This is a genomic window from Microbacterium paraoxydans (assembly GCF_019056515.1).
In the GTDB taxonomy this organism is placed as follows: domain Bacteria; phylum Actinomycetota; class Actinomycetes; order Actinomycetales; family Microbacteriaceae; genus Microbacterium.
The window spans coordinates 383,060-405,585 of record NZ_CP064873.1 but is presented as its reverse complement, the minus strand read 5'-3'; the positions used below and the strand labels follow the sequence as shown (position 1 = coordinate 405,585).

Below are 22,526 nucleotides of genomic sequence, written 5' to 3'. Positions count from 1 at the left end.
AGAGGGTGCGGGATCAGAAACGGGCGTGCCCGGTACATCGGGGGAACGTCATCGCACTCGCACGCGGGAGACGTTTCCTAGTCAGAGGGGGCGGGATCAGAAACGGGCGTGCCCGGCGGGTGGGAGGGACTTAATCGCGCTCGCACACGGGAGACATTCCCGGGTCGGAGGGGGCGGGATCAGAAACGGGCGTTCCCCGCGGGCGGGAGGAACGTAATCGCACTCTCACGCGGGGGCGCTGCCGGGGTCAGAGCGTGCGGGATCGGAAAGGGGCGTCTGAGGGATGTGGGAGGGGCGTTTTTGCACTGCGCACGCGGAGGGGCGGGACGGGGAGGGGCCGGACGGGGCGGACGGGGCGGACGGGGCGGGCGGGACGGAATGGGGAGGGGGAGGGGACGGGTCAGGCGATCGTGGCGAGGAGGGCGTCGGCGGCGAGGGTCGCGCCGGTGTCGGCGCGCGGGGTGAGGGTGCCGGCGCGGTGCGCGGTGACCGTGGTCTCCATCTTCATCGCGTCGAGCACGGCCACCGGGTCCCCCTCGGCCACCGTGGCCCCGTCATCGACGAGCCAGCGGACGAGCGTGCCCGGCGCGGGGGCCCGGAGCTCGGAGGGGTCCGCCGAGGGCACGGGTGCCGTGACTTCTCCCGCCGAACGGCCGATGCCCGCCAGCAGCTCCGCGGGCAGACCGAGCATCACGCGGCGGCCGTCGATCTCCACCGGGAACCGCTGCAGCCCGGAGACCGGGGCGACCGCGGGGCGTGGCTGCGCCTCCAGTACCGGGAGCAGCACGGTCTCGATCCACTGGGTGTGCACGGCGAAGGTCGCGGTCGCGAACGCGGGGTCGTCGATGGCACGGAGGTCGAACGGGATCACGGTCGCCGGGCCCTCGACGGCGAGCTCCCGCAGCGCACGACGCGCACGGACGAGAGCCGCGTCCCGGGTGTCCGCGTGCACGATGAGCTTCGCGATCATCGAGTCGAACGCGGGCTGCACGGTGTCTCCGGCCTCGATGCCGCTGTCCCACCGCACGCCGGGTCCCCCGGGGATACGCAGGCCGTCCACCCGTCCGGGGCTGGGCAGGAACCCGCGGCCGGGGTCTTCGGCGTTGATGCGGAACTCGAACGCATGCCCGGTCGGCGCCGGGGTCTCGGTGAACGACGGCCCCTCGCCGAACGCGATACGGAACTGCTCGCGGACGAGGTCGGTCCCGGTGACCTCCTCGGTCACGGGGTGCTCCACCTGCAGCCGGGTGTTCACCTCGAGGAACGAGATCGTGCCGTCCGCGGCGAGGAGGAACTCGACCGTGCCGGCGCCGCGGTACTGCACCTCGGCACAGATCGCCCGTGCCGCGTCGTGGAACGCCGTCCGCTGCGCCGCCGTCAGACCGGGCGCAGGAGCCTCCTCGATGAGCTTCTGGTTGCGGCGCTGCATCGAGCAGTCGCGGTCGCCCACGACGACCACGCCGCCGCGCCCGTCGCCGAGCACCTGCACCTCGATGTGCCGCGGACTCTCCAGGAAGCGCTCCACGAAGCACTCCCCGCGGCCGAACGCGGCGGTCGCCTCGCGGGTGGCCGCGTCGAACGCGTCGGCGACCTCCGACAGCTCGCGGACGACCTTGAGCCCTCGGCCTCCGCCGCCGAACGCGGCCTTGATGGCGATGGGCAGACCGTGCTCCTCGGCGAACGCCACCGCCTCCTGCGGCCCGGACAGCGGCTGATCCGTGCCCGCGGCGAGCGGGGCGCCGACGCGCTGCGCGATCCGGCGCGCGGTCATCTTGTCGCCGAGCGCGTCGATGCTCTCCGGCGACGGCCCGATCCACACGAGTCCGGCGTCTTCGACGGCCCGCGCGAAGGCAGCACTCTCGGACAGGAAGCCGTAGCCGGGGTGCACGGCGTCGGCGCCGCTGCGGCGAGCCGCGTCGATCAGCGCCTCGATGGACAGGTACGTCGTCGCCGCGGTGTCGCCGTCGAGGCCGATCGCCTCGTCCGCGAGCCGCACGTGAAGGGCATCCGCGTCCTGATCGGCGTAGACGGCGACCGACGTGTAGCCGGCCTCGGCGCACGCGCGGATCACGCGGACCGCGATCTCGCCGCGGTTGGCGATCAGCACAGAGGTCATGAGGTCTCCTTGACGGTGAAGCGCACCCGTACGCCCGGCGGGAGCTGAGCGGCGAGGTCGAGGCTGCGGTCGGTGAGGGCACCGATGATGGGATAGCCGCCGGTGAGCGGATGATCGGGGAGGAAGAGCACGGGCTGGCCGTCCGGCGGCACCTGGATGGCCCCGGTCACGGCGCCTTCGCTCGGCAGCTCGCCGCCGACCGCGCGTTCCAGGGGCACGTCGCCGTGCAGGCGGATGCCCACGCGGTCGGAGCGCGGCGTGACCGTCCACTCCTGCCCGGTGAGCGCGTCGAGGCCGGCAGCGGTGAACCAGTCGTCGCGGGGCCCGAGCGTGATCTCCAGCGTGGCCAGCTCCCCGGCTGCGGGAAGGGCGCGCGGCACCGGATCCGGCTCCACGGCGGCCACGGCGGCAGCCCCGATCGGAAGGAGATCGCCGGCGGCCAACGGCGCGGGACCCAGCCCGGCGAGCGTGTCGGTCGCGCGGCTGTCGAGCGCCGCAGCCGGAGCGAAGCCGCCGCGGACGGCGATCACGGACCGGAGACCGCGCTCGGGATGGCCCAGCGTGAGCTCGTCGCCGTCGACGGTCGCGAACGGCACGCCGGGGAGGAGCGTGCGCTCGATGCCGTCGGCGTCGGTGAGCGTGAGCGAACCCGTGGCCCCGGTGACGGCGGCCACACCTGCGCCGTGGAAGCGCAGCACGGCCCCGCCGACGCTCTCCAGCACAGCCGCCGCCGGCGTGTTGCCCACGGCCCGGTTCGCCGCGTGCATCGCGACCCGATCGGCGACGCCGGAGGCCGAGACGCCCAGCGCCGCGAAACCGGGGCGTCCCGCGTCCTGCACGAGGAGCTGCAGCGACGGTCGCACGACCTCGACCGCCGGACCGTCCCCGCGACGGGCGACCCGCGTCGCGTCGGCCGATGCCGGCGACGCCGCGACCGACTCCCGCTCCGCACGCACGAAGCGCACGCGGCGGCCCGGCGCGAGCAGAGCCGGCGGGTCGCGATCGATGTCCCACATCTCCAGGGCGGTCCGGCCGATGAGCTGCCAGCCGCCGGGGCTCTCCCGCGGATACACGCCGCTGAACGCCCCGGCGAGGGCGACGGAACCGGCGGGCACCCGGGTGCGGGGCGACGACCGCCGCGGCACGTCGAAGAGAGGGTCGCCGCTCACGGCATAGCCGAAGCCGGGAGCGAAGCCGGAGAAGGCCACGCGCCAGTCGGCGGCGAGGTGACGGGCCACCAGTTCCTCCGCCGAGACGTCGAGGAGCGCGGCCGCCTCGTCCAGATCCTCCCCGTCGTAGCGGACCGGGATGGTGACCTCGCCCGCGTCGGGCAGCGCCGCAGCGTCGACCTCGGTCGCGGCGAGCGCCTCGGCGAGCGCGGCGGCCGAGGTGCGGTGCGGGTCGAAGCGCACGAGCACGGTGCGGGCACCGGGGATGCGCTCCAGGACACCGGGCACGTCACTCCATGCGAGATTCAGCCGCATGGCCTGCTCGAGGTCGTCCGCCTCGACGAGCAGCGCGCTGTCGGAGGCCGTGAGGATGCGCATCAGACCCGGTACTCCGCATCCGGCACATCGGTGATGAACATGTAGCCCGGGGCGTGGGTGACGGCGAACGGCGGCTTCGACGCCATGATCGCCGCCTGCGGGGTCACGCCGCACGCCCAGAACACGGGGATCTCGCCGGGGCGGATCTCGGGGGCGTCCCCGAAGTCCGGCGCCATCACATCGGCGATACCGAGCGACGCCGGGTCGCCGATGTGCACGGGCGCACCGTGCACCGCCGGGGTGCGCCCGGAGATCTGCACGGCATCGGCCACGCGGTCCGCGGGGATCGGACGCATGGAGACCACCATCTCGCCGCGCAGCCGTCCGGCCGGGGTGCAGTCCACCGCCGTGCGGTACATCGGCACGTTGCGTCCGAGCTCCTGATGACGGATCGGGATCCCGGCCTCGACGAGCCCCGTCTCGAACGTGAAGCTGCAGCCGATGAGGAAGGCGACGAGGTCGGGATGCTCGTCCCACGCCGCCGTCGCGTCGGACACCTCCTCCACGAGCTCGCCGTCCCGCCAGATGCGGTACCGCCCGATGTCGGTGCGGATGTCGCTGCCCGGCGCGAGCCGCGACTCCACTTCCCCCTGCTCGATCACCTCGAGGACGGGGCAGGGCTTCGGGTTGCGCTGCGCGTAGAGGAGGGTCTCGAAGGCCCAGTCCGCGGGCACCGCGATGAGGTTCGCCTGGGTCAGCCCCGGCGCGACGCCGCTGGTCGGGGCGGAGTGGCCGGCGCGGTGCGCCGCACGAGCGGCGCGGGCGTCGGCGAGCTGGGCGGGAGTCGCGAGCACGGCCATGTCAGACTCCGGCGAACGGGGCGATGGTGATGCCCTCCGCCTGCAGCAGGCGCTTCGTCTCCGCCGCCATCGCGACCGAGCCCGGGCTGTCGCCGTGCACGCAGATCGACTGCGCGGACACGGCCACGTCGGTGCCGTCGATCGCCCGGATCACGCCGTCCGCGGCCAGGCGCACCATCCGCTCGGCCACCGCGGTGGGGTCGTGCAGCACGGCCCCCTCCTCGGTGCGGGAGACGAGCTGACCGTCCGGCTGGTAGGCGCGATCGGCGAAGGCCTCCGCGGCGACTGCGAGTCCGGCCCGTTCGGCGACGTCGAGCACGACGCCGCCGGCGAGGCCGAGCAGCACGAGCGAGGGGTCGATCGCTTTGATGGCCGCCACGACGTCCTTCGACTGCCGCTCGTCGCGGGCGATGGTGTTGTAGAGCGCCCCGTGCGGCTTGACGTAGGAGACCCGCCCGCCGACCGCCGCGGTGAGCCCGAGGAGCGCACCGAGCTGGTACTCCACGTGCGCCTGCAGCGTGGCCGAGTCGATGTCGACCTTCGTGCGCCCGAAGTTCTCGTAGTCGCGGTACCCGGGGTGGGCGCCGATCACGACGCCCCCGGCGACGGCCGCGGCCAAGGTCTCGCGGATCCCCTCCGGACTGCCCGCGTGGAACCCGCACGACACGTTCGCGCTCGTGACGATCTCGAGCATGCTCGCGTCGTCGCTGACGATCCGGTCGGGGACATTCTCGCCGAGGTCCGAGTTCAGGTCGATGGTCGCCATGTCACGCTCCGATTCCGAGGAAGGCGAAGATGGGGCCGATCGAGACGGCGCCCATGTACCAGGTGAGCGCGGTCACGACGGTGCCCGCGATGAGCAGCCACATCGGGTACTTCCGGTCGCCGAGCAGGTCGCGGCGGAACCAGCCGATGTACATGAACACCGTCAGGCCGATGGGGAGGATCAGGCCGTTGAAGCCGCCGACGAAGACGAGGATCGCGGCCGGGGCCGTGCCGATCGCCAGGTAGACCGCCAGCGACACGACGATGAACGCGACGGTGGCGAGCTGCAGCGGCCAGCCCCCGCGGAGCTTCGCGGTGAACGTCGAGAGGAAGGTCGCCGACGTGTACGCGGCGCCGATGACCGAGCTGATCGCGGCGGCCCAGAAGATCGCGCCGAAGATCCGCAGACCGGCGTCGCCGAGCACCGCACCGAACGCCTGCCCTGCCGGGTTGGCGGCCTGCGAGGAGAGGTCGAGCGCCACGCCGGAGGCCACCACGCCGAGGATCGCGAGGAACAGCACGTAGCGCATGATGCCGGTCACGAGGATGCCGTTGGCGGCGGCGCGCATGACGGGCTTCGCGTACTGCGGGCCCACGTGGCCGGAGTCGAGGTAGCGGTGAGCGCCGGAGTAGGTGATGTAGCCGCCGACCGTGCCGCCGACGATCGTCGTGATGGTGGCGAAGTTGAGCTGGTCGGGCACGAAGGTCTGGCGCAGGGCGTCGCCGATGGGCGGCTGGGCGATGAGGGCGACGACGAGGGTCATCACGATCATGCCGACGCCGAGGATGATGAGGACGACGTCCATCACCTTGCCGGCCTTCTTCACGAGGAAAATGATGATCGCGAGGGCCGCCGTGAGCGCGCCGCCGAGCTTCGGATCGATGCCGAGGAGGGCGTTCAGGCCCAGGCCGCCGCCGGCGATGTTGCCGATGTTGAACGCGAGCCCGCCGATGACGACGAGGACGGCGATGACGTGGCCGGAGAAGGGGATGGCGCTGTTGGCGAGCTCGCCGGCCCGCTTGCCGGACGAGGTGATCATGCGCCAGATGTTCAGCTGCACCGCGATGTCGACGAGGATCGACACGAGGATGGCGAACGCGAACGCGGCTCCCATCTGGGCGGTGAACGTCGCGGTCTGGGTGATGAAGCCCGGACCGATGGCGCTCGTGGCCATGAGGAAGATGGCGCCGATGACGGCACTGCGGCCGGCGCGCTTCTTCGCGTGGGCGGCGCGGGCTTCGTCCTCGGGGGTGAGGGCGGGGGCGGACTGCTCGGACATAGGGGGGTCCCATCGTCGTTGGTGGGTGTCGGGTGACCCCCAGTGTAGAACGGACAGAACCTGATTGTTCAACAATCATGTTTCCGTCGTGCTACAGCGCGATTGCTTTTCGGTAATGATCGGCGTGATGCCGCCCTACGATGAAGGCATGAACCAGCAGGGCCCGCTCGCCGACGTGCTCCGTCAGCGCATCATCGACGGCGACGTCGCCCCGGGCTCCCGGCTGTCGGAGTCGTCTCTGGCCGAGAGCTTCGACGTGTCGCGCAACACCCTGCGCGAGGCGTTCCGGGTGCTCGCGGAACAGGGGCTCGTCGCGCACATCCCGCACCGCGGCGTCTCGGTCGCCTCTCCCACGATCGCCGACGTCATCGACATCTACCGCGCCCGCCGCGTCATCGAGTGCACGGCTCTGCGGCAGTCCGAGCCCGAGCATCCCGCCGTCCAGCGCATGACCGACGCGGTCGCCGCGGCCGAGGCCGCCGTCGCCGGCGTCTCGGCCGACGACGCGTCCGCCTGGCGCGCGGTCGGCAGCGCGAACATGGCGTTCCACGTCGCGCTCGTCGATCTCGCCGACAGTCCGCGTCTCGCCCGCACCTACCGGAACGTCGCGGCGGAGCTGCGCCTCGCGTTCCTGAAGATCGACGACCCCCGCGCGCTGCACGAGCCGTTCGTCCGGAAGAACCGCGCCGTCCTCGACACGTTCCTGACCCGGGGCGCCGAGGCCGGGGCCGCCGAGTTGGAGCGGTACCTCGTGCAGTCGGAGCGGGTCGTGCTCGGCGCGTTCGCGCGGATGCACCTCGACTGATCCGGGTCCGCGGCTCAGGACGCGTCGGTCCGCAGCGCCGCCGTGGCCCGCGGCCGGGGTTCGCCCTCGTGCGGCGTCGGCACGCCCGGCAACGCGGCAGTCGGCTCCGGGAGACCGTACCGGCGGTGCAGCCAGCGCCGCGCGTCCTCGAGCGGATACGTGTCGCCGAAGACGCAGTACTTCACGAACACCCCCTCCAGGGTGCTGCGGAGCATGACCTCCTCCAGCGCCGGATCCTCGGCGCCTCGGGCACGGAACATCGCACGCACGGCATCCTCGGCAGCCGTCGCGCCGTCCGCGTATCGCTGCTCCGACTCCGCGAACAGCCGATGCGTCAGCGGCTGCTGCTGCATGGCGAGCACCGCACGCTGCAGAGGCATCGCGAAGGCCGTCGCGCCGATCGCCCCGTCGATGATCGCGGCGAGCATCTCGTCGGGCGTGCCCTCGACCTGCGCGAACCCCAGCACCGTCTCGAACCACCGGTCGATCACCGCGGCGACGAGCTGGTCCTTGCCGCCGAAGTGGTAGTTCACCAACCCCTGGGCGACGCCGGCGCGACGCGTGATCTCGGCGATGCCCGCCCCGGCGACGCCGCGTTCGCTGAAGACCTCGATCGCCGCCTGGAGGATGTTCTCGCGTGCGCGCTCCCGCGCCGCACGGTTCTGCGCATCCGATCGCGCCATGCGGTGTCCACCTCCCTGGTCCTCCGGCGGAATTCCCTCACGGGCCGTCTCGGGATAGATTAATCACTGAATGCTCGTTCAACCTATGGAGGGTGCGAGCACTCGCGGCGCGGGGGTTCGCCGCAGCGGGCCACGGACGCGTCTTCCGCCGATGGAGGGGGTGGCGGAGACGCGTCCGTGGTCATCCTCGACCTCCGGCCTACGACGAGGGACCGACGACCAGGCCTGGGCGTCGACCGCCGGTGCCGACGTCCGGCCGAGCCACGGCGGCACCTTCGACGGCGACGGATGCGACCGATTCCTGACCTGAGTGCAGAAAGCGGGCGACGGGCCGTGTCGCGCCTTGACCCCGTCGAAATCGCGCGGTTAGCGTGAGCGGGCTTCGGCCCCTCGGTGGCAGCGATGCTCACCGTTCCGGCCGGAGTCCGCTCGCTCACCGGGCGCGCGGCACCGCTCAGATCGAAGAGGATCTTCCATGCGATTCACCAGAAAACTCGCGCTCGCCGCCACCGCGGCGGCCGCGCTCAGCCTCAGCGCGGTCATCCCCGCCACGGCCGCGTCCCCCGACGATTCCGCGCCCTCATACCAGGAGTTCGCGGCGTCGACCTATCGGGACGTCGACGGTGCCTACGTCGTCAACGGCGATGAGGTGATCTCGAACAAGAAGGAGCTGCGCGCGTTCTACGATCGGCTGATCGGCCCGGAGACCCGCACCGACGGCCTCATCGTCAACACGGTCAACAACATCGACGACAAGTGGTCCGCCTCCCAGGTCGCCAACCTCACCTACTGCGTGAGCACGAAGTTCGGCAGCCGTCACGCCGACGTCGTCCGGGCGATGGAGGGCGGCGCCGCACTCTGGGAGTCCGCGTCGTCGAAGATCGACTTCCGCTACGTCAGCAGCGCCGACGCCAACTGCACCACGCGGAACAACGCCGTCGTCTTCTCCGTCGAGCCGGTGGCCACGACGCAGTACATCGCCCGCGCCTTCTTCCCCAGCACGCCGGCCCGGCAGCAGAACGTCCTCATCGACGACTCGATCTGGAGCGCCGGAGCGTGGACCCCGACCAACGTGCTCGGCCATGAGCTCGGCCACGTCCTCGGCTTCCGCCACGAGCACACCCGCCCGGAGGCGGGCACCTGCTTCGAGGACAACAACTGGCGTCCGCTCACGCCGTACGACTCGTCGTCGATCATGCACTACCCGCAGTGCAACGGCAGCTCGGCCGATCTGTCGATGACCAGCGTCGACCGCAGCGGCGTCGTCTCGCTCTACGGGAACTGACGCCCTCGTCGGACCCGTTCCGGCACCACCGAGGCCCGGTCGTTCCGCGACCGGGCCTCACCCGTGTCCGCGGTCGGTGCGGCTCAGGCGGAGCCGCGGACGACGAGCTCGGTCGGCAGGATGGTCGTCCGAGGCGGATCCTCGCCGGCAAGCCGGGAGAGCAGCACCTGCGTCATCGCCTCGCCCTGGGCGTACATGGGCTGGCGCATGGTCGTCAGGGGCGGGTCGGTGCTGAGGGCCACCGAGGAGTCGTCGAAGCCGACGAGCGCGATGTCCTCCGGCACCCGCACCCCGGCGGCGCGGAGGGCCATGAGCGCCCCGCGGGCCATGAGGTCGCTGGCGACGAAGATCGCGTCCGGCCGCCCTTCCGCGAGCAGACGGCGGGCGGCATCGGCTCCGCTCGCCTCGCTGTAGTCGCCCTCCTCCTCCGCGAAGGGGGTCAGCCCCGCGGCGGCGAGCGCGGCGCGGAACCCCTGCACGCGGTCGGTCGACGACGGCATCGTGAGCGGACCGGAGATCGTGGCGATGCGGGTGCGTCCGATGTCGACGAGGCGCTGCGTGGCCGCCCGTGCCCCGGCGACGTTGTCGACGTCGACCACGTAGTCGCCTTCGGCCCGGCGCACCGGACGGCCGCCGTAGACGACGGGGACCGCGTCGGCGATCCGGTCGACGAACGCGTCACTCGTGTGGTGCGACACGATGAGCGCGCCGTCGACGCCGCCGTTGCGCACGAAGCTCGTCATCTTGTCGCCGGGGTCGTCGCTCGCGATCAGCAGGTTCAGGAGGTAGTCGGAGCTGCGGAGCGCGCCGGTGATGCCGGCCACGATCGCCGCGAAGAACGGGTCGCCGAAGAAGCGGGTCGTGTCCTCGGGGACGATGAGGGCGATCGCGTGCGTCTGCCGGGAGGCGAGCGAGCGCGCGGCACGGTTCGGAACGTAGTTGAGCTCGTCGATCGCGGCGCGCACGGCGGCGAGCGCTTCCGGGCTGACCGCGGTCGACCCGTTGACCACCCGCGACACGGTCGACCGGGACACGCCGGCGGCCGCTGCGACCTCCTCGATGGTCGCGCGGGGCGACATCATCGCTTGCTCTCTTCCATCGCCCCATTCTCATCCACCCGGAGCCAGGCCGTGAAAATCCTCGCTTCGAGTCGCCCGATTGGTCCCATTTCGGCCGCAGATGGGGCCAATCGGGCGATTCGAACGGGTCAGAGGGACCGGGCGGCGATGATGCGGGCGTACTCGCGGCCGGAGTCCTTGACCGTCCGCTCCTGGGTGTCGTAGTCCACGCGGACGATCCCGAAGCGCTTGTCGTAGCCCCAGGCCCACTCGAAGTTGTCGAACAGGGACCAGTAGAAGTAGCCGCGGACGTCCACGCCGCTGTCCCTGGCGTCCAGCACGGCGTCGAGGTGCGCGCGCAGGAACGCGGTGCGGTCGGCGTCGGGCACCCGCGTCTCCCCGTCCTCCGCCACGACGGTGTCGTCGTAGGCCGCGCCGTTCTCCGTCACCGAGAGCACCACACCCGCGGGCTCGGCGTACTCGGTCCAGAGCCGCTGCAGGAGTCGCGTGAGTCCCTCCGGCTGGACCTCCCAGCCCTGGGCGGTCCGCGGCAGTCCGCGCTCGACCGCGTGGATGCCCTCGTGCGAGGGATACGGGCTCCGCGTCACGTGCGCCGTCTCCGGGCCGCTGGACACCGCCGCGTCGTCGGGCCCCGTACCGGACACGAGGTCGCCGTGGTAGTAGTTCACACCCTGTGTGTCGATGCGCTGGGCGATGGTCTCGAGGTCGCCCTCGTGCACGGCGGCCTCGAACCGCGCCACGGCCTCGGGGTCCACCGCGCGGATGTCCTCCACGGTGTCGGCGGGGTAGGCACCGCGGTAGATGGGGTCGAGGAACCACCGGTTGAACTGGCCGTCCAGCCGCCGCGCCGCGTCGACATCCGCGGGGTTCTGCGGGTCGGCGGGGTCGGCCACCGTGTGGTTCAGCGTGATGCCGAGGTTGAGGGAGGCGTCGCGGCCGCGGAGCTCCCGCACCGTCGCACCGTGCGCGAGGAGCAGGTGGTGCGAGGCCAGCAGCCCCTCGGCGACGCTCGTGTGCCCTGGCGCGTGCTCGCCCCCGGTGTAGGAGAGGAAGGACGAGCACCACGGCTCGTTCAGGGTCGTCCACACGTTCACGCGGTCGCCGAGGGCGTCGTGCATGGTGCCCGCGTACTCCAGGAAGCGCTCGACGGAGTCGCGGTTCGTCCAGCCGCCGACCTCCTGCAGGGCCTGCGGCATGTCCCAGTGGTACAGCGTGAGCCAGGGCAGGATGTCGGCCGCGAGGAGCTCGTCGACGAGGCGGCTGTAGAAGTCGACCCCCGCCTGGTTGACCGCGCCGCCGTCGGGGCGCACGCGCGACCACGAGGTGGAGAAGCGGTACGTCTGGAGGCCGAGCTCCTTCATCAGCGCCACGTCCTGCGGATACCGGTGGTAGTGGTCGCACGCCACATCCCCGTCGTCGCCGCCGACCACGGCCCCCGGCACCCGGCAGAAGGCGTCCCAGATGGAGGCCGTCCGTCCGTCCTCGAAGGCGGCGCCCTCGATCTGGTAGGCCGCGGTCGCCGCGCCGAAGAGGAAGTCCGAGGGGAAGGCACGCGTCATAGGGGTCATCCTTTCACCGCGCCCGCCATGATGCCACTGACCAGCTGCCGCCCCGCGATCACGAAGAGCACGAGGAGCGGAAGGGTCGCGAGCACCGCGCCGGTGAGCACGATCGAGTAGTCGATGTAATAGCCGGACTGCAGCTGGCTGAGCGCCGTCTGCAGCGTCGGGTTCTGGGGGGAGAGCACGATCAGGGGCCAGAGGTAGTCGGTCCAGGCGGTCATGAACGTGAACAGTCCGAGGATCGCCATGGCCGGCCGCGCCGCGGGCACCCCGACGGTGAGGAAGGTGCGGAACTGGTTCGCGCCGTCGACCCTGGCGGCCTCGATGAGCTCGTCCGGGATCACGTCCACGAGGTACTGCCGCATGAAGAACACCCCGAACGCCGTGACGAGGGTCGGCACGATCACCGCACCGATCGTCCCCGTCCAGCCGAGTTCGCGCATCAGCATGAACAGCGGGATGATGCCGAGCTGCGTGGGGATGGCCATGGTCGCGATCACGAACACCATGAGGCCGTCGCGCCCGCGGAAGCGGAGCTTCGCGAACGCGTAGCCGGCGAGGGTCGAGAACGTGACGACGGAGATCGTGATGATCGTCGAGATGAGGAACGAGTTGCCGAGGGCGAGCCAGAACGGGATCGCATCGAACACCTTCGCCGCGTTCGCGAGGAAGTTGCCGCCGGGGATGAGGGGCAGGGTCTCACCGCGGGTCGCGTTCGTCCCGCTCGCGACGACGAACGACCACCACAGCGGGTAGGCGCCGCCGATGACGAAGGCCGCGAGGAGCCCGTAGGTGAGGAAGCCCGGGCGGCTGCCGAGGCCGGCGCTCCCGCTCGCGGTGCCGCGCCGGCGGCGGATCCGCTCCGGCACGCTGAGGGCCTGGGTGGCGGTCATCGCGCCTCCTCCTTCCCGGTCGGGCGGATGCGGCGTCGGGCCGCGCGGTTCTTCGGGGCGTCTCCGGTGGCGATGCGCCGGGAGATCAGGAAGTTGATGAGGCCGATCGCGACGATCAGCAGGAAGAGCAGGATCGCGACGGCCGAGGCCTCACCGAGGTTGCGGCGGAAGAACGCCAGCTCCCAGAGGAACAGCACGGTGGTCTGGAACTGCCGGTCGCTGCCGCCGATGCCGCCCGCGGTGGAGACGTCGAACAGCCGCGGCTCGGCGAAGATCTGCAGGCCGCCGATGGTCGCCGTGATGATGACGAAGATCAGCGTGGGACGGATGGTGGGGATCGTGATGGCGAAGAACCGCCGCACCGCCCCGGCACCGTCGAGTGCGGCCGATTCGTAGAGGTCGCGCGGCACGGCCTGCATCGCGGCGAGGAGGATGAGGGCGTTGTAGCCGGTCCAGCGGAAGTTCACCATCACGGCGATCGCGATGTGCGACAGGACCGTGTCGTGCTTCCACTGCTGATCGGCGATGCCGACGAGGTTGAGGAGGTTGTTGGCCAGACCGTCCGCCTCGTTGAAGATGCTGGAGAAGATGATCGCCACGGCGACCGGGGTGACCACGAACGGGATGAGGACGCTCATCCGCCAGAACGTCGGCGTCCGCAGTCCGCGGTCCAGCAGGTACGCGATCACCAGGGCGACGGCGAGTTGCGGGATGGCGGAGAGCAGGAAGATGCTCAGCGTGTTCCGGATGGAGTTCCAGAACATGCCGTCGCCGAGGATCGCCGCGAAGTTGCCGAAGCCGACGAACGGCCCCTCGCCCTTCAGCAGGTCCCACTCGTGGACCGCGACCCACACCGTGTACAGCAGCGGGAAGAGGCCGATGAGCCCGAAAAGGAGGAAGAACGGGGAGATGTAGAAGTACGGCGAGGCGCGATGGTCGAAACGGGAGACGCGGGTGCGCCAGGAGCGTCGCGGCGGAGCGTCCGCCGCGGCGGGGGCGGCGGCCTGCGGCTCCGCCGGCGGGGCGGTGAGGGTCATGGGCGTGTCCTTAGCCGGGCTTCGACAGGCTCAGCCACCCACTCGGGTCGCTGAGCAACCACCGTGGGTCGCTGAGCCTGTCGAAGCGAGATGATCAGCCGACGAGGTCGTTCAGGAGGCCGATCGCCTGGTCCCAGGCGCCCTGCGTGTCGGTCTCGCCGCGGTCGAGCGCGCTGAGCGCCGGGCCGAAGACGTTCTCCTGGATCACCGAGTCATCGGCGCCCTTGAACTGCGCGACGACGCCCTTGGCACGTTCGGCGAGGATGGCACCGGTCGGCGCGTCGTTGAAGAACTTGTTGGGCGTGGCCTCCTCGGCGAGGGACTCCTGCGCCTTGATGGTCGAGGGGAAGTTGCCCGCGGCGGCGGACTGCTTCACCTGCTGCTCGGGCTGCGTCAGCCAGTCGGCGAGCTCGGCCGCGGCCTCCTTGTGCTCCGACGACTCCGGGATCGAGAGGAACGCGCCGCCCCAGTTGGCCGCGCCGCCGGGGAACACATCGGCGAAGTCCCAGCCGGTCGACGCGTCGCCGCCGCCGGCCTCCACCTGTCCCTGCACGACGCCGAGCATCCAGCCCGGGCAGACGAAGGTGGCGAAGGTGCCGTCGACGAACGACTTGCCGCCGTTCCAGTCCCATGCGGTCTGTGCCGCGGACTGGCCGCCCTCGGTCGCGGCGCCGAGGAGCTCGAAGCGCTCCTGGAGCTCGTCGTTGCCCTCGACGTTGAGCTCGCCGTCGGCGGTGTAGTAGCCCTCGTCGAGCTGGTTCACCATGGCGTTCCAGACGAAGCCGGAGTGGTCGTACCAGGCCTTGCCGGTCTTGGCCGTGTAGTCGGCGCCGACCTGGAAGTAGTTCTCCCAGTCGCCGTTGAGCAGCTCGGCGACCGACTCGCGGTCGCTGGGCAGGCCGGCGGCCTCGAACGCGGCGCCGTTGTAGCAGATGCCGCTCGGGCCGATGTCTGTGCCGTAGCCGATGACGCGGCCCTCGGCGTCGGTCGCCTGGCCGTACTTCCAGTCGACCCAGTCGTCCTTGCGGTCCTCGATGCCGTAGTCGCGCAGGTCGACGAAGGTGTCCGAGACGTCCATGATGGCGCCGAGCCAGCCCTCCTCGATCGCGACGATGTCGCTGAGGCCGGAGCCGGCGGCGATCTTGGTGAAGGCGTCGGTACGGGCGTTGCCACCGGTGTCGATGTTGGTCGCCTCGATCGTCACGTTCGGGTGCGCCTTCTCGTACTCCTTGTAGAGGTCGTCGTAGCCGAAGGTGCCGAAGGTGGTGACGGTCAGTGTGACCTTCTCGTCGGCGCTGCCGCCGGTGTCGCCGTCGCCGCCGGTGCTGCCGGAGCAGCCGGCCAGGGCGAGAGCGGAGACGGATGCCGCGGCGGCTGTCGCCAGGATCCGGGTGCGGGCACGTGAGTTCACGGTTCACTCCTTTGTGGGTTCGTGCGGGTGGTGGTGCGTGGGGGCTTGTGGGAGCGCTCCCACAAGGTTGTCGTGAACTCTATGGGAGCGCTCCCACGATGTCAAGAGCGCCGTCCGCAGGTCCTTCCCGCGCAACCGGCGTACCCTTGTCCGGTGCCCGAAGCCACCCTCTCCCCTGCCCTCGCCCGCGCCGAGTCCCTGATCCGCAGCATCCCGGACTATCCGGAGCCCGGCATCATCTTCCGCGACATCACGCCGCTCCTCGCCGACGCCGAGGCCCTCCGCGTGACGACCGAGGCGATCATCGAGCCCTTCGCGGGGCAGTTCGACGTGGTGGCCGGCATCGAGGCGCGGGGCTTCATCCTCGCCGGGGCCGCCGCCATCGCCGCGGGGGTCGGGCTGATCCCGATCCGCAAGGCCGGCAAGCTCCCCCGCCCCGCCGCCTCCGTCGACTACGCCCTCGAATACGGCACGGCGACCATCGAGATGCACGACGACCTCCCCGCCGGATCCCGCGTCCTCCTCATCGACGACGTGCTCGCCACCGGAGGGACGCTGGCCGCCGGTCGGCAGCTCGTGGAGCGTCTCGGCAGCCACGTCGCCGGCATCTCGGTGCTCTTCGAGATCGACGGCCTCGGCGGCCGCGACACGATCGGCGACCTCCACACCGTCTTCCACTCCTGACCCCACTCCTGACCCGAGACCCCGGGTTCCCGCCGACGCCCCGGCGTAGCGGCGCGCGCAGGACGGGGTCTGGGCGAGAGCCCGGGGTCTCAGCGGAGCATCGGCGAGCGGTAGACTGAACCCGCCCGTCCGCCCGCGACTCTTGGAGCCGTCATGCCCACCATCGTCGTCGACGTCATGCCCAAGCCCGAACTGCTCGACCCGCAGGGGAAGGCCGTCTCCGGCGCCTTCGCCCGCCTGGGCGTCGAGGGCTTCACCGACGTCCGCATCGGCAAGCGCTTCGAGCTCACCGTCGAGGGCGAGGTCACCGACGAGGTCCTCGCCGAGGCCCGCCGTATCGCCGACGAGGTGCTCTCGAACGCCGTGATCGAAGACGTCGTGGGCGTCGAGGTGGCGGAGTGACCGTCCGCATCGGCGTCGTCACCTTCCCCGGCTCGCTGGACGACGTCGACGCGCAGCGCGCCGTCCGCATCGCCGGAGCCGAGCCGGTCGCCCTGTGGCACGGCTCGCACGACCTCGAGGGCGTCGACGCCCTCGTCCTCCCCGGCGGGTTCAGCTACGGCGACTATCTCCGCGCCGGAGCCATCGCCGCCCTCTCGCCCATCATGAGCGAGGTCAAGGACGCCGCCGCGAAGGGCATGCCCGTCCTCGGCATCTGCAACGGCTTCCAGATGCTCGTCGAGGCGCACCTGCTGCCCGGCGGCCTGATCCGCAACAACCACCAGCACTTCGTGCGCCGCGACCAGAAGCTCACGGTCGAGAACGCCGACACCGCCTGGACCAACGCCTTCCGCACCGGCCAGGAGATCGTCATCCCGCTGAAGAACGCGGACGGCGGCTACATCGCCGACGAGCAGACGCTCGACCGCATCGAGGGCGAGGGTCTCGTGGCGTTCCGCTACGCCGGCGTGAACCCGAACGGCTCGCTGCGCGACATCGCGGGGCTGACGAATGAGGCCGGCAATGTCGTGGGCCTGATGCCGCACCCCGAGCACGCCACAGAGCCCGGTTTCGGTCCGGACACCGCGGTCGCGATGCGCAGCGGCGTGGACGGCCTCGACTTCTTCACGAGCGCGATCGCCGCCGTCGCCCGCGTCGCCGCCTGATACCTCCCTCGACCCACCCCTCTGCGCGCGTCCCACCCCGTTGCGGGCGCGCGGAAGGGGCCGGGTCGACCGCAAGAGGCCGGGTCGACAGGCGAGGTCAGGGCAGACGGAACGGGTTGTCGCCCACGGCCGCGAGCAGGTACCAGGCCGTCGTGCCGGTGTGCAGGCTCGCGTAGTAGAGGTCGCCGAAGCCGGAGTCGAGTCCGTCGGTCGAGGTCGCCACGATGCCCTTGCCGTCGCCGTTCGCCGCGTCGCGCTGCACCAGCCGGATGTCGGCCAGCAGCTCCTCCGCGCGATCCTGGTCGCCGGCGGCCCCGCGCTCCTGCAGCGCGAGCGCGAGGTGCCCGCTGCCCTCGAACCAGACCTTCGACACGTCCACGTCGCTGATCGACGGGCCCCGGTACGGGCCGTCCTGGGCGATGAGGTGCGCGAGCGTCCAGTCCACGGCCGAGCCGTATCGGGCGTCCCCGGTGCCCAGCAGGCTCCAGGTCTGCGCGTCGAGCGGGATGGGACGGGTGTTGATCGTGCTGCCGTCGAGCAGCGTCCCGGTGTCCACGTGCCCGTCGGCGCTCTGCATCGCCGCGACGAATCCGGCAGCCACCGCCGCCCGCTCCGCCCAGACCCCGTCGCCCGTGAGCTGGCCGAGCTGCGTGAAGAAGCCGGCGATGTCGCTGTTGTGCTCGGTGGACTTCCACTCCAGCGGCACCCCGGCATCGGTCTGCCCGCCGGTGTAGCCGTAGGGTGCCCGCGTCATGTCGGCGGTGTTGTCCTGGATCCACTCCGCGATGCGCACCGCGCCGTCGAGGTACCGTGCCTCGCCGGTGGCATGGAAGAGGCGGGCGAGCGCCATGCCCACCCAGGCCTGGTTGCCGGTGAAGGTGCCGGGCCCGGTGATCTCCATCCGGCCCTGACGGATGCCGTGCGGCTCGTACGAGGTGCGGACGCGGCCGTCGCCGACGGGATCGTTCTCCTGCACGAAGAGGAGGGTGTCGGCGACGGCTCGGGCGCGGCGCAGGTCGTCCGGCAGGCCGCGGGCGGTGTAGGCGATCACGACGAGGGCGTCGTCGTACACGAAGGAGGGCGTGAAGTCCCACGACGGCGTGGTGAAGAACCCACCCTCGTAGCTGCGGGGCAGGCAGCGGCCCTCGCCGTCGCAGAACTCGTCGACCCGCGCGTCGAGGAACTCGTACGCGAGCGCGACCGAAGCCGCGGGGTCGCTCACCGGGTCCGCCGGGGGCTGCGCGCGGGCACCGAACGCGTCGGACACGGCGGGGGCGGCGCCGACGAGCACGGCACCGACGACGAGCGCGGCGACGACCGCCCAGGGCGCGGATCGGCGGGCGGAAGCGGACATCACGACCTCTCGACGGCAGGACCCCCGGGGGACATGCCGCGAGCGACACGGGGGGATGCTCGCAACCCTGTCATGACAGGAGGCACCGGGGGAAGTGTCTTTCGGCCACATGCGCGTGTACCAAAGCGGCCGGATGCGTGCAAGGCGTTTGCCGCACCCGGAGCACGGCGCGCACGATGGTCCTCCCGTCCCCGACCTCCCGGAAAGGACACCCCATGTCCCGCGACCAGTACACCTTCACCAACCCGGTCGAGCTCTACGCCGACATCCAGCCGCAGAAGCAGCACATGCGCGAACCCGGTCTCGACGCCGACCTCACTCCGAAGGCCGACCTCGGCGAGGAGTCGTACCGCGGCACCGGACGGCTGACCGGGCGCAAGGCACTCATCACCGGCGGCGACTCGGGCATCGGCGCGGCCACCGCGATCGCGTTCGCCCGCGAGGGCGCCGACGTCGCGATCTCCTACCTGCCGGAAGAGGAGGAGGACGCGAGCCGCATCGCCGGCATCCTCCGCGAGGCGGGAGCCACCGTCGCCACGATCCCCGGCGACCTGCGCGACCCGGAGTACTGCCGCACCCTGGTGGCCGAGGCCGTCGCGGCGCTGGGCGGACTCGACATCCTCGTCAACAACGGCGGCAGGCAGGTCTTCCAGGAGTCCCTCACCGATGTGACGGACGAGCAGTTCGACGACACGTTCAAGACCAACGTGTACGCGATGTTCTGGATCACCAAGGCCGCCCTGCCGCACCTCCCCGCGGGGTCGACGATCATCAACACGACCTCGATCCAGGCCTACTCGCCGTCGGACATCCTCGTCGACTACGCCTCGACGAAGTCGACGATCAACGCGTTCACGAAGGGCCTCGCCCAGCAGCTCGCGCCCAAGGGCATCCGCGTGAACGCCGTGGCTCCGGGACCGATCTGGACCCCGCTGCAGCCGAGCGACGGGCAGCCGCAGGAGAAGATCGCGCAGTTCGGCCAGGACACTCCGCTCGGCCGGATGGGTCAGCCCGCCGAGCTCGCTCCCGCCTACGTCTTCCTCGCCTCCCCGGAGTCGAGCTACGTGCTCGGCGAGACCCTGAACGTCAACGGCGGCATGCCCACGCCCTGACCCTCATCCCCTCATCCCCCGTCGACCCACCCCCTTCCGTTCCTCCCGGCCCCTTCCGGCCGTCCGCAAGGGGGTGGGTCGGACGGAAAGGGGTGGGTCGGCGGAGAGGGGGAAAGAGGGCGCCGAACCGTTTCGATACCTGTGGTGGCGGCACTGTAAGCGTTTGCAGTAGCCTGATCGCATGGCACAGCTCGAACAGATCGCAGCCCCCGGTTCCGAGTGGTGGCGCAGCGCCGTCATCTACCAGATCTACCCCCGCTCCTTCGCGGACGCGTCGGGCGACGGCATCGGCGACCTGCCGGGCATCACGAGCCGCCTCGACGCGCTGCAGGAGCTCGGCGTCGACGCGATCTGGCTCAGCCCGTTCATGACGAGCCCGCAGCGCGACGCCGGCTACGACGTGGCCGACTACCGCGACGTCGACCCGCTGTTCGGCACGCTGGCCGACTTCGACGCGATGCTGGAATCCGCGCACGCCCGCGGCATCCGGGTGATCGTCGACCTCGTGCCCAACCACTCCTCCGACCAGCACCCCTGGTTCCAGGAGGCGCTCAAGGCGGCGCCGGGCAGCCCGGAGCGCGCGCGCTACATCTTCCGCGACGGCCGCGGCGAGAACGGCGAGCTGCCTCCGAACAACTGGGAGTCGGTGTTCGGCGGCGGCATGTGGCAGCGCGTGACGGAGGCCGACGGCACGCCCGGCCAGTGGTATCTGCACATCTTCGACGCGACGCAGCCGGACTTCGACTGGAACAACGAGGAGGTGCAGGAGGAGTTCTGCTCGATCCTGCGCTTCTGGCTCGACCGCGGCGTCGACGGCTTCCGTGTCGACGTGGCCCACGGCATGATCAAGACCGAGGGCCTGCCGGATTACACGCCGCCGACCGACGCCGACTCCATGGGCGGCGGCGAGTCGAACGTGCCGTACTGGGGCCAGGACGGCGTGCACGAGATCTACCGCGACTGGCACAAGGTGCTCGCCGAGTACGACGGCGACCGCGCCCTGTGCGGCGAGGCCTGGATGCCGACGCTGAAGGAGACCGCCCTCTGGGTGCGTCCGGACGAGATGCACCAGACCTTCAACTTCCCGTACCTGATGACGGCGTGGGACGCGAAGGCGCTCGGCGACGTGATCCGCGAGTCGCTGGACGCGTTCGGCGCGGTCGGCGCCCCGAGCACCTGGGTGCTGTCCAACCACGACGTCGTCCGGCACGCCACGCGCCTCGCCCTCACGATCGACAACCCGCAGGGCGAGGGCATCGGCCCGAACACCCCGGACAAGCCCGACACCGCCATCGGCCTCGCCCGCGCCCGCGCCGCCACCACGCTGATGCTCGCGCTGCCCGGCTCGGCCTACCTGTACCAGGGCGAGGAGCTCGGCCTGCCCGAGGCCATGGAGATCCCGGACGAGTACCGCCAGGATCCGACCTGGTTCCGCACGAACGGCGAGCGCTACGGCCGCGACGGCTGCCGCGTGCCGCTGCCGTGGGAGGCGGAGGCTCCCGCCTTCGGCTTCAACGACACCGGCCTCTCCTGGCTCCCGCAGCCCGCGGACTGGGCGGCCTACGCCCGGGACGTCGAGGAGGTCGACCCGGCGTCGACCCTCGCCCTGTACAAGCGCCTGCTCGCCGGCCGCCGCGAGTTCGGATTCGGCACCGGGTCGCTGGTGTGGGAGGACGCCGGTCCCGATGCCGTCGCCTTCCGCCGCGGCGAGGTGCACGTGCTGGCGAACCTCGGCACGGCTCCGCTCGACCTCCCGGAGGGCGCGGTCGTCCTGCTCCGCAGCCAGCCGTTCGACGGCCCCGAGGTCCCCGTCGACACCGCCGTCTGGTACACCAAGGCCTGACACCGCTGCGCCCGTGGCGCGCTCCACCCGGGGCGTGTCACGGGCGTCTCCGATCCGAAGGACAGACGATGGCGAGCATCGACGAGGTCGCCCGGCTCGCCGGCGTCTCCACCGCGACGGTCTCCCGCGCGCTGAGCGGCCGCGGGCACGTGTCCGAGTCGGCGCGCGAGCGCGTGCAGGCGGCTGCCGCCTCCCTCGGGTACGTCGTGTCCTCCCGCGCCTCGAGTCTCGCGTCGGGGCGCACGCGCAACATCGGGGTCGTCGTGCCGTTCCTCGACCGCTGGTTCTTCAGCACCGTGCTGTCGGGGGTGTCCGCCGCGCTCATGCGCGCCGGCTACGACATCACGCTCTACAACATCACCGCCGACAAAGACGTGCGCCGGCACGTCTTCGACACGTTCCTGCGCCGCCAGCGCGTGGACGCCGTGATCGCCGTGTCCATCGAGCTGGACGACGACGAGACCCAGCAGCTCCTCGATCTCGGACTCCCCGTGATCGCGATCGGCGGCCCGAACCCGAAGCTCGACACCCTCACGGTCGACGACGTCGCCGTGGCCCAGCTCGCGACGGAGCACCTGCTCGGGCTCGGGCACACGGAGATCGCCCACATCGGCGCGAACCCCGAGTTCGACATCGACTTCCACATCCCCACGAACCGCCGGCTCGGCTTCGAGAGGGCGCTGGCGAAGGCCGGCGTCCCCCTGAACCCCGCGTTCCTGGAGCCGGCCGACTTCACGGTCGAGGGCGGCTACCGCGCCGCGAAGCAGCTCCTCGGGCGCCCGGGGCCTCGCCCCACCGCGGTGTTCGCCGCCTCGGACGAGATGGCGATCGGGGCGCTCCTCGCCGCCCGCGACCTCGGCTTCGCGGTGCCGGGCGACCTGTCCATCGTGGGCATCGACGGCCATGAGCTCGGCGAGTTCTTCCGCCTCACCACGGTCGACCAGTTCCCGCTCGGGCAGGGCGAGCGGGCGGCCGACGCAGTCCTCGCGAAGCTCACCGACCCCGATGCCGTGCGGCCGCCCGCCGCCCTGCCGTACGAGCTCAACGTCCGAGGCACGACCGCGCGACTCGTCTGAGCCGGGCGGCGTTCACAACTCAGGAGTACGGCGCGCGGAGACCGCGGTTCCGGCCCTGACGGGCGTAGGTGCGCCGGTTCTCCTGAGT

At 71.3% G+C, this 22,526-nt stretch carries 20 protein-coding genes; 8 read left to right on the top strand and 12 right to left on the bottom strand.

Annotation, left to right across the window (positions count from 1 at the left end):
- Nucleotides 1-400 precede the first annotated feature (400 nt).
- Genes IZR02_RS01945 through IZR02_RS01925 form a run of 5 tightly spaced genes read right to left on the bottom strand, consistent with a single transcriptional unit; the run spans nt 401 to nt 6,508 of the window.
- A complete protein-coding gene (locus tag IZR02_RS01945) occupies nt 401-2,116 on the bottom strand; it encodes an acetyl/propionyl/methylcrotonyl-CoA carboxylase subunit alpha (protein ID WP_217316555.1) in 1,716 nt (571 codons plus the stop codon).
- Nucleotides 2,113-3,663 (bottom strand): urea amidolyase family protein, encoded by a 1,551-nt coding sequence (locus IZR02_RS01940; protein ID WP_025103972.1) that lies wholly within the window; start codon nt 3,661-3,663, stop codon nt 2,113-2,115. Before IZR02_RS01940 ends, IZR02_RS01945 begins: the two co-directional genes overlap by 4 nt.
- Complete coding sequence (locus tag IZR02_RS01935; RefSeq protein ID WP_025103973.1) at nt 3,663-4,463, bottom strand: putative hydro-lyase; 801 nt, start codon at nt 4,461-4,463, stop codon at nt 3,663-3,665. Before IZR02_RS01935 ends, IZR02_RS01940 begins: the two co-directional genes overlap by 1 nt.
- Nucleotide 4,464: 1 nt before the next feature.
- Nucleotides 4,465-5,229, bottom strand: a complete 765-nt coding sequence (locus IZR02_RS01930) for a LamB/YcsF family protein (protein ID WP_025103974.1) — start codon at nt 5,227-5,229, stop codon at nt 4,465-4,467.
- Nucleotide 5,230: 1 nt separating this feature from the next.
- Nucleotides 5,231-6,508 carry an NRAMP family divalent metal transporter gene (locus IZR02_RS01925; protein WP_025103975.1) on the bottom strand — a complete coding sequence of 426 codons (1,278 nt, stop codon included), beginning with the start codon at nt 6,506-6,508 and terminating at the stop codon, nt 5,231-5,233.
- 148 nt (nt 6,509-6,656) lie between these two features.
- Here IZR02_RS01925 and IZR02_RS01920 point away from each other — a divergent pair, with 148 nt between their 5' ends.
- Entirely contained in the window at nt 6,657-7,313 is a 657-nt protein-coding gene (locus IZR02_RS01920) for a GntR family transcriptional regulator (RefSeq protein ID WP_025103976.1), read from the top strand.
- Nucleotides 7,314-7,327: 14 nt separating this feature from the next.
- On the opposite strand, the gene IZR02_RS01915 is transcribed toward IZR02_RS01920, so the two are convergent.
- Nucleotides 7,328-7,996, bottom strand: coding sequence for a TetR/AcrR family transcriptional regulator (locus tag IZR02_RS01915; RefSeq protein ID WP_025103977.1), 669 nt, complete (start codon nt 7,994-7,996; stop codon nt 7,328-7,330).
- 475 nt (nt 7,997-8,471) lie between these two features.
- On the opposite strand from IZR02_RS01915, the gene IZR02_RS01910 reads away from it, so the two are divergent.
- Nucleotides 8,472-9,281: a M57 family metalloprotease gene (locus IZR02_RS01910; protein ID WP_025103978.1), complete on the top strand. Its 810-nt coding sequence runs from the start codon at nt 8,472-8,474 to the stop codon at nt 9,279-9,281.
- Between the two features lie 83 nt (nt 9,282-9,364).
- On the opposite strand, the gene IZR02_RS01905 is transcribed toward IZR02_RS01910, so the two are convergent.
- The 5 genes from IZR02_RS01905 to IZR02_RS01885 form a co-directional block, all read right to left on the bottom strand.
- Nucleotides 9,365-10,360, bottom strand: coding sequence for a LacI family DNA-binding transcriptional regulator (locus IZR02_RS01905; protein ID WP_025103979.1), 996 nt, complete (start codon nt 10,358-10,360; stop codon nt 9,365-9,367).
- A 128-nt stretch (nt 10,361-10,488) separates the two neighbouring features.
- Nucleotides 10,489-11,919: a GH1 family beta-glucosidase gene (locus tag IZR02_RS01900; RefSeq protein ID WP_197426442.1), complete on the bottom strand. Its 1,431-nt coding sequence runs from the start codon at nt 11,917-11,919 to the stop codon at nt 10,489-10,491.
- Nucleotides 11,920-11,924: 5 nt separating this feature from the next.
- The gene (locus tag IZR02_RS01895) at nt 11,925-12,815 is read right to left on the bottom strand and encodes a carbohydrate ABC transporter permease (RefSeq protein ID WP_025103981.1); all 891 of its coding nucleotides are present in this window, start codon (nt 12,813-12,815) and stop codon (nt 11,925-11,927) included.
- The gene (locus IZR02_RS01890) at nt 12,812-13,852 is read right to left on the bottom strand and encodes a carbohydrate ABC transporter permease (protein ID WP_025103982.1); all 1,041 of its coding nucleotides are present in this window, start codon (nt 13,850-13,852) and stop codon (nt 12,812-12,814) included. Before IZR02_RS01890 ends, IZR02_RS01895 begins: the two co-directional genes overlap by 4 nt.
- A gap of 94 nt (nt 13,853-13,946) precedes the next feature.
- Entirely contained in the window at nt 13,947-15,263 is a 1,317-nt protein-coding gene (locus IZR02_RS01885; protein ID WP_025103983.1) for an ABC transporter substrate-binding protein, read from the bottom strand.
- A gap of 153 nt (nt 15,264-15,416) precedes the next feature.
- Between IZR02_RS01885 and IZR02_RS01880 the strand changes: the two genes are divergently transcribed.
- The 3 genes from IZR02_RS01880 (at nt 15,417) to purQ (ending at nt 17,053) form a co-directional block, all read left to right on the top strand.
- Complete coding sequence (locus IZR02_RS01880) at nt 15,417-15,947, top strand: adenine phosphoribosyltransferase (protein WP_025103984.1); 531 nt, start codon at nt 15,417-15,419, stop codon at nt 15,945-15,947.
- A gap of 153 nt (nt 15,948-16,100) precedes the next feature.
- Nucleotides 16,101-16,349, top strand: coding sequence for a phosphoribosylformylglycinamidine synthase subunit PurS (gene purS / locus IZR02_RS01875; protein WP_025103985.1), 249 nt, complete (start codon nt 16,101-16,103; stop codon nt 16,347-16,349).
- Entirely contained in the window at nt 16,346-17,053 is a 708-nt protein-coding gene (gene purQ / locus IZR02_RS01870; RefSeq protein ID WP_025103986.1) for a phosphoribosylformylglycinamidine synthase subunit PurQ, read from the top strand. Before purS ends, purQ begins: the two co-directional genes overlap by 4 nt.
- Nucleotides 17,054-17,150: 97 nt before the next feature.
- Here purQ and IZR02_RS01865 read toward each other — a convergent pair whose 3' ends face one another.
- Nucleotides 17,151-18,407 carry a hypothetical protein gene (locus tag IZR02_RS01865; RefSeq protein WP_025103987.1) on the bottom strand — a complete coding sequence of 419 codons (1,257 nt, stop codon included), beginning with the start codon at nt 18,405-18,407 and terminating at the stop codon, nt 17,151-17,153.
- A gap of 215 nt (nt 18,408-18,622) precedes the next feature.
- On the opposite strand from IZR02_RS01865, the gene IZR02_RS01860 reads away from it, so the two are divergent.
- The 3 genes from IZR02_RS01860 (at nt 18,623) to IZR02_RS01850 (ending at nt 22,438) form a co-directional block, all read left to right on the top strand.
- Complete coding sequence (locus IZR02_RS01860) at nt 18,623-19,519, top strand: SDR family oxidoreductase (protein ID WP_025103988.1); 897 nt, start codon at nt 18,623-18,625, stop codon at nt 19,517-19,519.
- Between the two features lie 181 nt (nt 19,520-19,700).
- On the top strand, nt 19,701-21,362 hold the full coding sequence (locus IZR02_RS01855) for a glycoside hydrolase family 13 protein (RefSeq protein WP_025103989.1): 1,662 nt from the start codon (nt 19,701-19,703) through the stop codon (nt 21,360-21,362).
- Between the two features lie 68 nt (nt 21,363-21,430).
- A complete protein-coding gene (locus IZR02_RS01850) occupies nt 21,431-22,438 on the top strand; it encodes a LacI family DNA-binding transcriptional regulator (RefSeq protein ID WP_025103990.1) in 1,008 nt (335 codons plus the stop codon).
- Nucleotides 22,439-22,526 lie beyond the last annotated feature (88 nt).

What these genes read in the sequence shown, in the direction of transcription:
- IZR02_RS01945 (WP_217316555.1), bottom strand. Translation starts at nt 2,116, where the DNA reads ATGACCTCTGTGCTGATCGCCAACCGCGGCGAGATCGCGGTCCGCGTG.
- IZR02_RS01940 (WP_025103972.1), bottom strand. Translation starts at nt 3,663, where the DNA reads ATGCGCATCCTCACGGCCTCCGACAGCGCGCTGCTCGTCGAGGCGGAC.
- IZR02_RS01935 (WP_025103973.1), bottom strand. Translation starts at nt 4,463, where the DNA reads ATGGCCGTGCTCGCGACTCCCGCCCAGCTCGCCGACGCCCGCGCCGCT.
- IZR02_RS01930 (WP_025103974.1), bottom strand. Translation starts at nt 5,229, where the DNA reads ATGGCGACCATCGACCTGAACTCGGACCTCGGCGAGAATGTCCCCGAC.
- IZR02_RS01925 (WP_025103975.1), bottom strand. Translation starts at nt 6,508, where the DNA reads ATGTCCGAGCAGTCCGCCCCCGCCCTCACCCCCGAGGACGAAGCCCGC.
- IZR02_RS01920 (WP_025103976.1), top strand. Translation starts at nt 6,657, where the DNA reads ATGAACCAGCAGGGCCCGCTCGCCGACGTGCTCCGTCAGCGCATCATC.
- IZR02_RS01915 (WP_025103977.1), bottom strand. Translation starts at nt 7,996, where the DNA reads ATGGCGCGATCGGATGCGCAGAACCGTGCGGCGCGGGAGCGCGCACGC.
- IZR02_RS01910 (WP_025103978.1), top strand. Translation starts at nt 8,472, where the DNA reads ATGCGATTCACCAGAAAACTCGCGCTCGCCGCCACCGCGGCGGCCGCG.
- IZR02_RS01905 (WP_025103979.1), bottom strand. Translation starts at nt 10,360, where the DNA reads ATGTCGCCCCGCGCGACCATCGAGGAGGTCGCAGCGGCCGCCGGCGTG.
- IZR02_RS01900 (WP_197426442.1), bottom strand. Translation starts at nt 11,919, where the DNA reads ATGACGCGTGCCTTCCCCTCGGACTTCCTCTTCGGCGCGGCGACCGCG.
- IZR02_RS01895 (WP_025103981.1), bottom strand. Translation starts at nt 12,815, where the DNA reads ATGACCGCCACCCAGGCCCTCAGCGTGCCGGAGCGGATCCGCCGCCGG.
- IZR02_RS01890 (WP_025103982.1), bottom strand. Translation starts at nt 13,852, where the DNA reads ATGACCCTCACCGCCCCGCCGGCGGAGCCGCAGGCCGCCGCCCCCGCC.
- purS (WP_025103985.1), top strand. Translation starts at nt 16,101, where the DNA reads ATGCCCACCATCGTCGTCGACGTCATGCCCAAGCCCGAACTGCTCGAC.
- IZR02_RS01865 (WP_025103987.1), bottom strand. Translation starts at nt 18,407, where the DNA reads ATGTCCGCTTCCGCCCGCCGATCCGCGCCCTGGGCGGTCGTCGCCGCG.
- IZR02_RS01860 (WP_025103988.1), top strand. Translation starts at nt 18,623, where the DNA reads ATGTCCCGCGACCAGTACACCTTCACCAACCCGGTCGAGCTCTACGCC.
- IZR02_RS01855 (WP_025103989.1), top strand. Translation starts at nt 19,701, where the DNA reads ATGGCACAGCTCGAACAGATCGCAGCCCCCGGTTCCGAGTGGTGGCGC.
- IZR02_RS01850 (WP_025103990.1), top strand. Translation starts at nt 21,431, where the DNA reads ATGGCGAGCATCGACGAGGTCGCCCGGCTCGCCGGCGTCTCCACCGCG.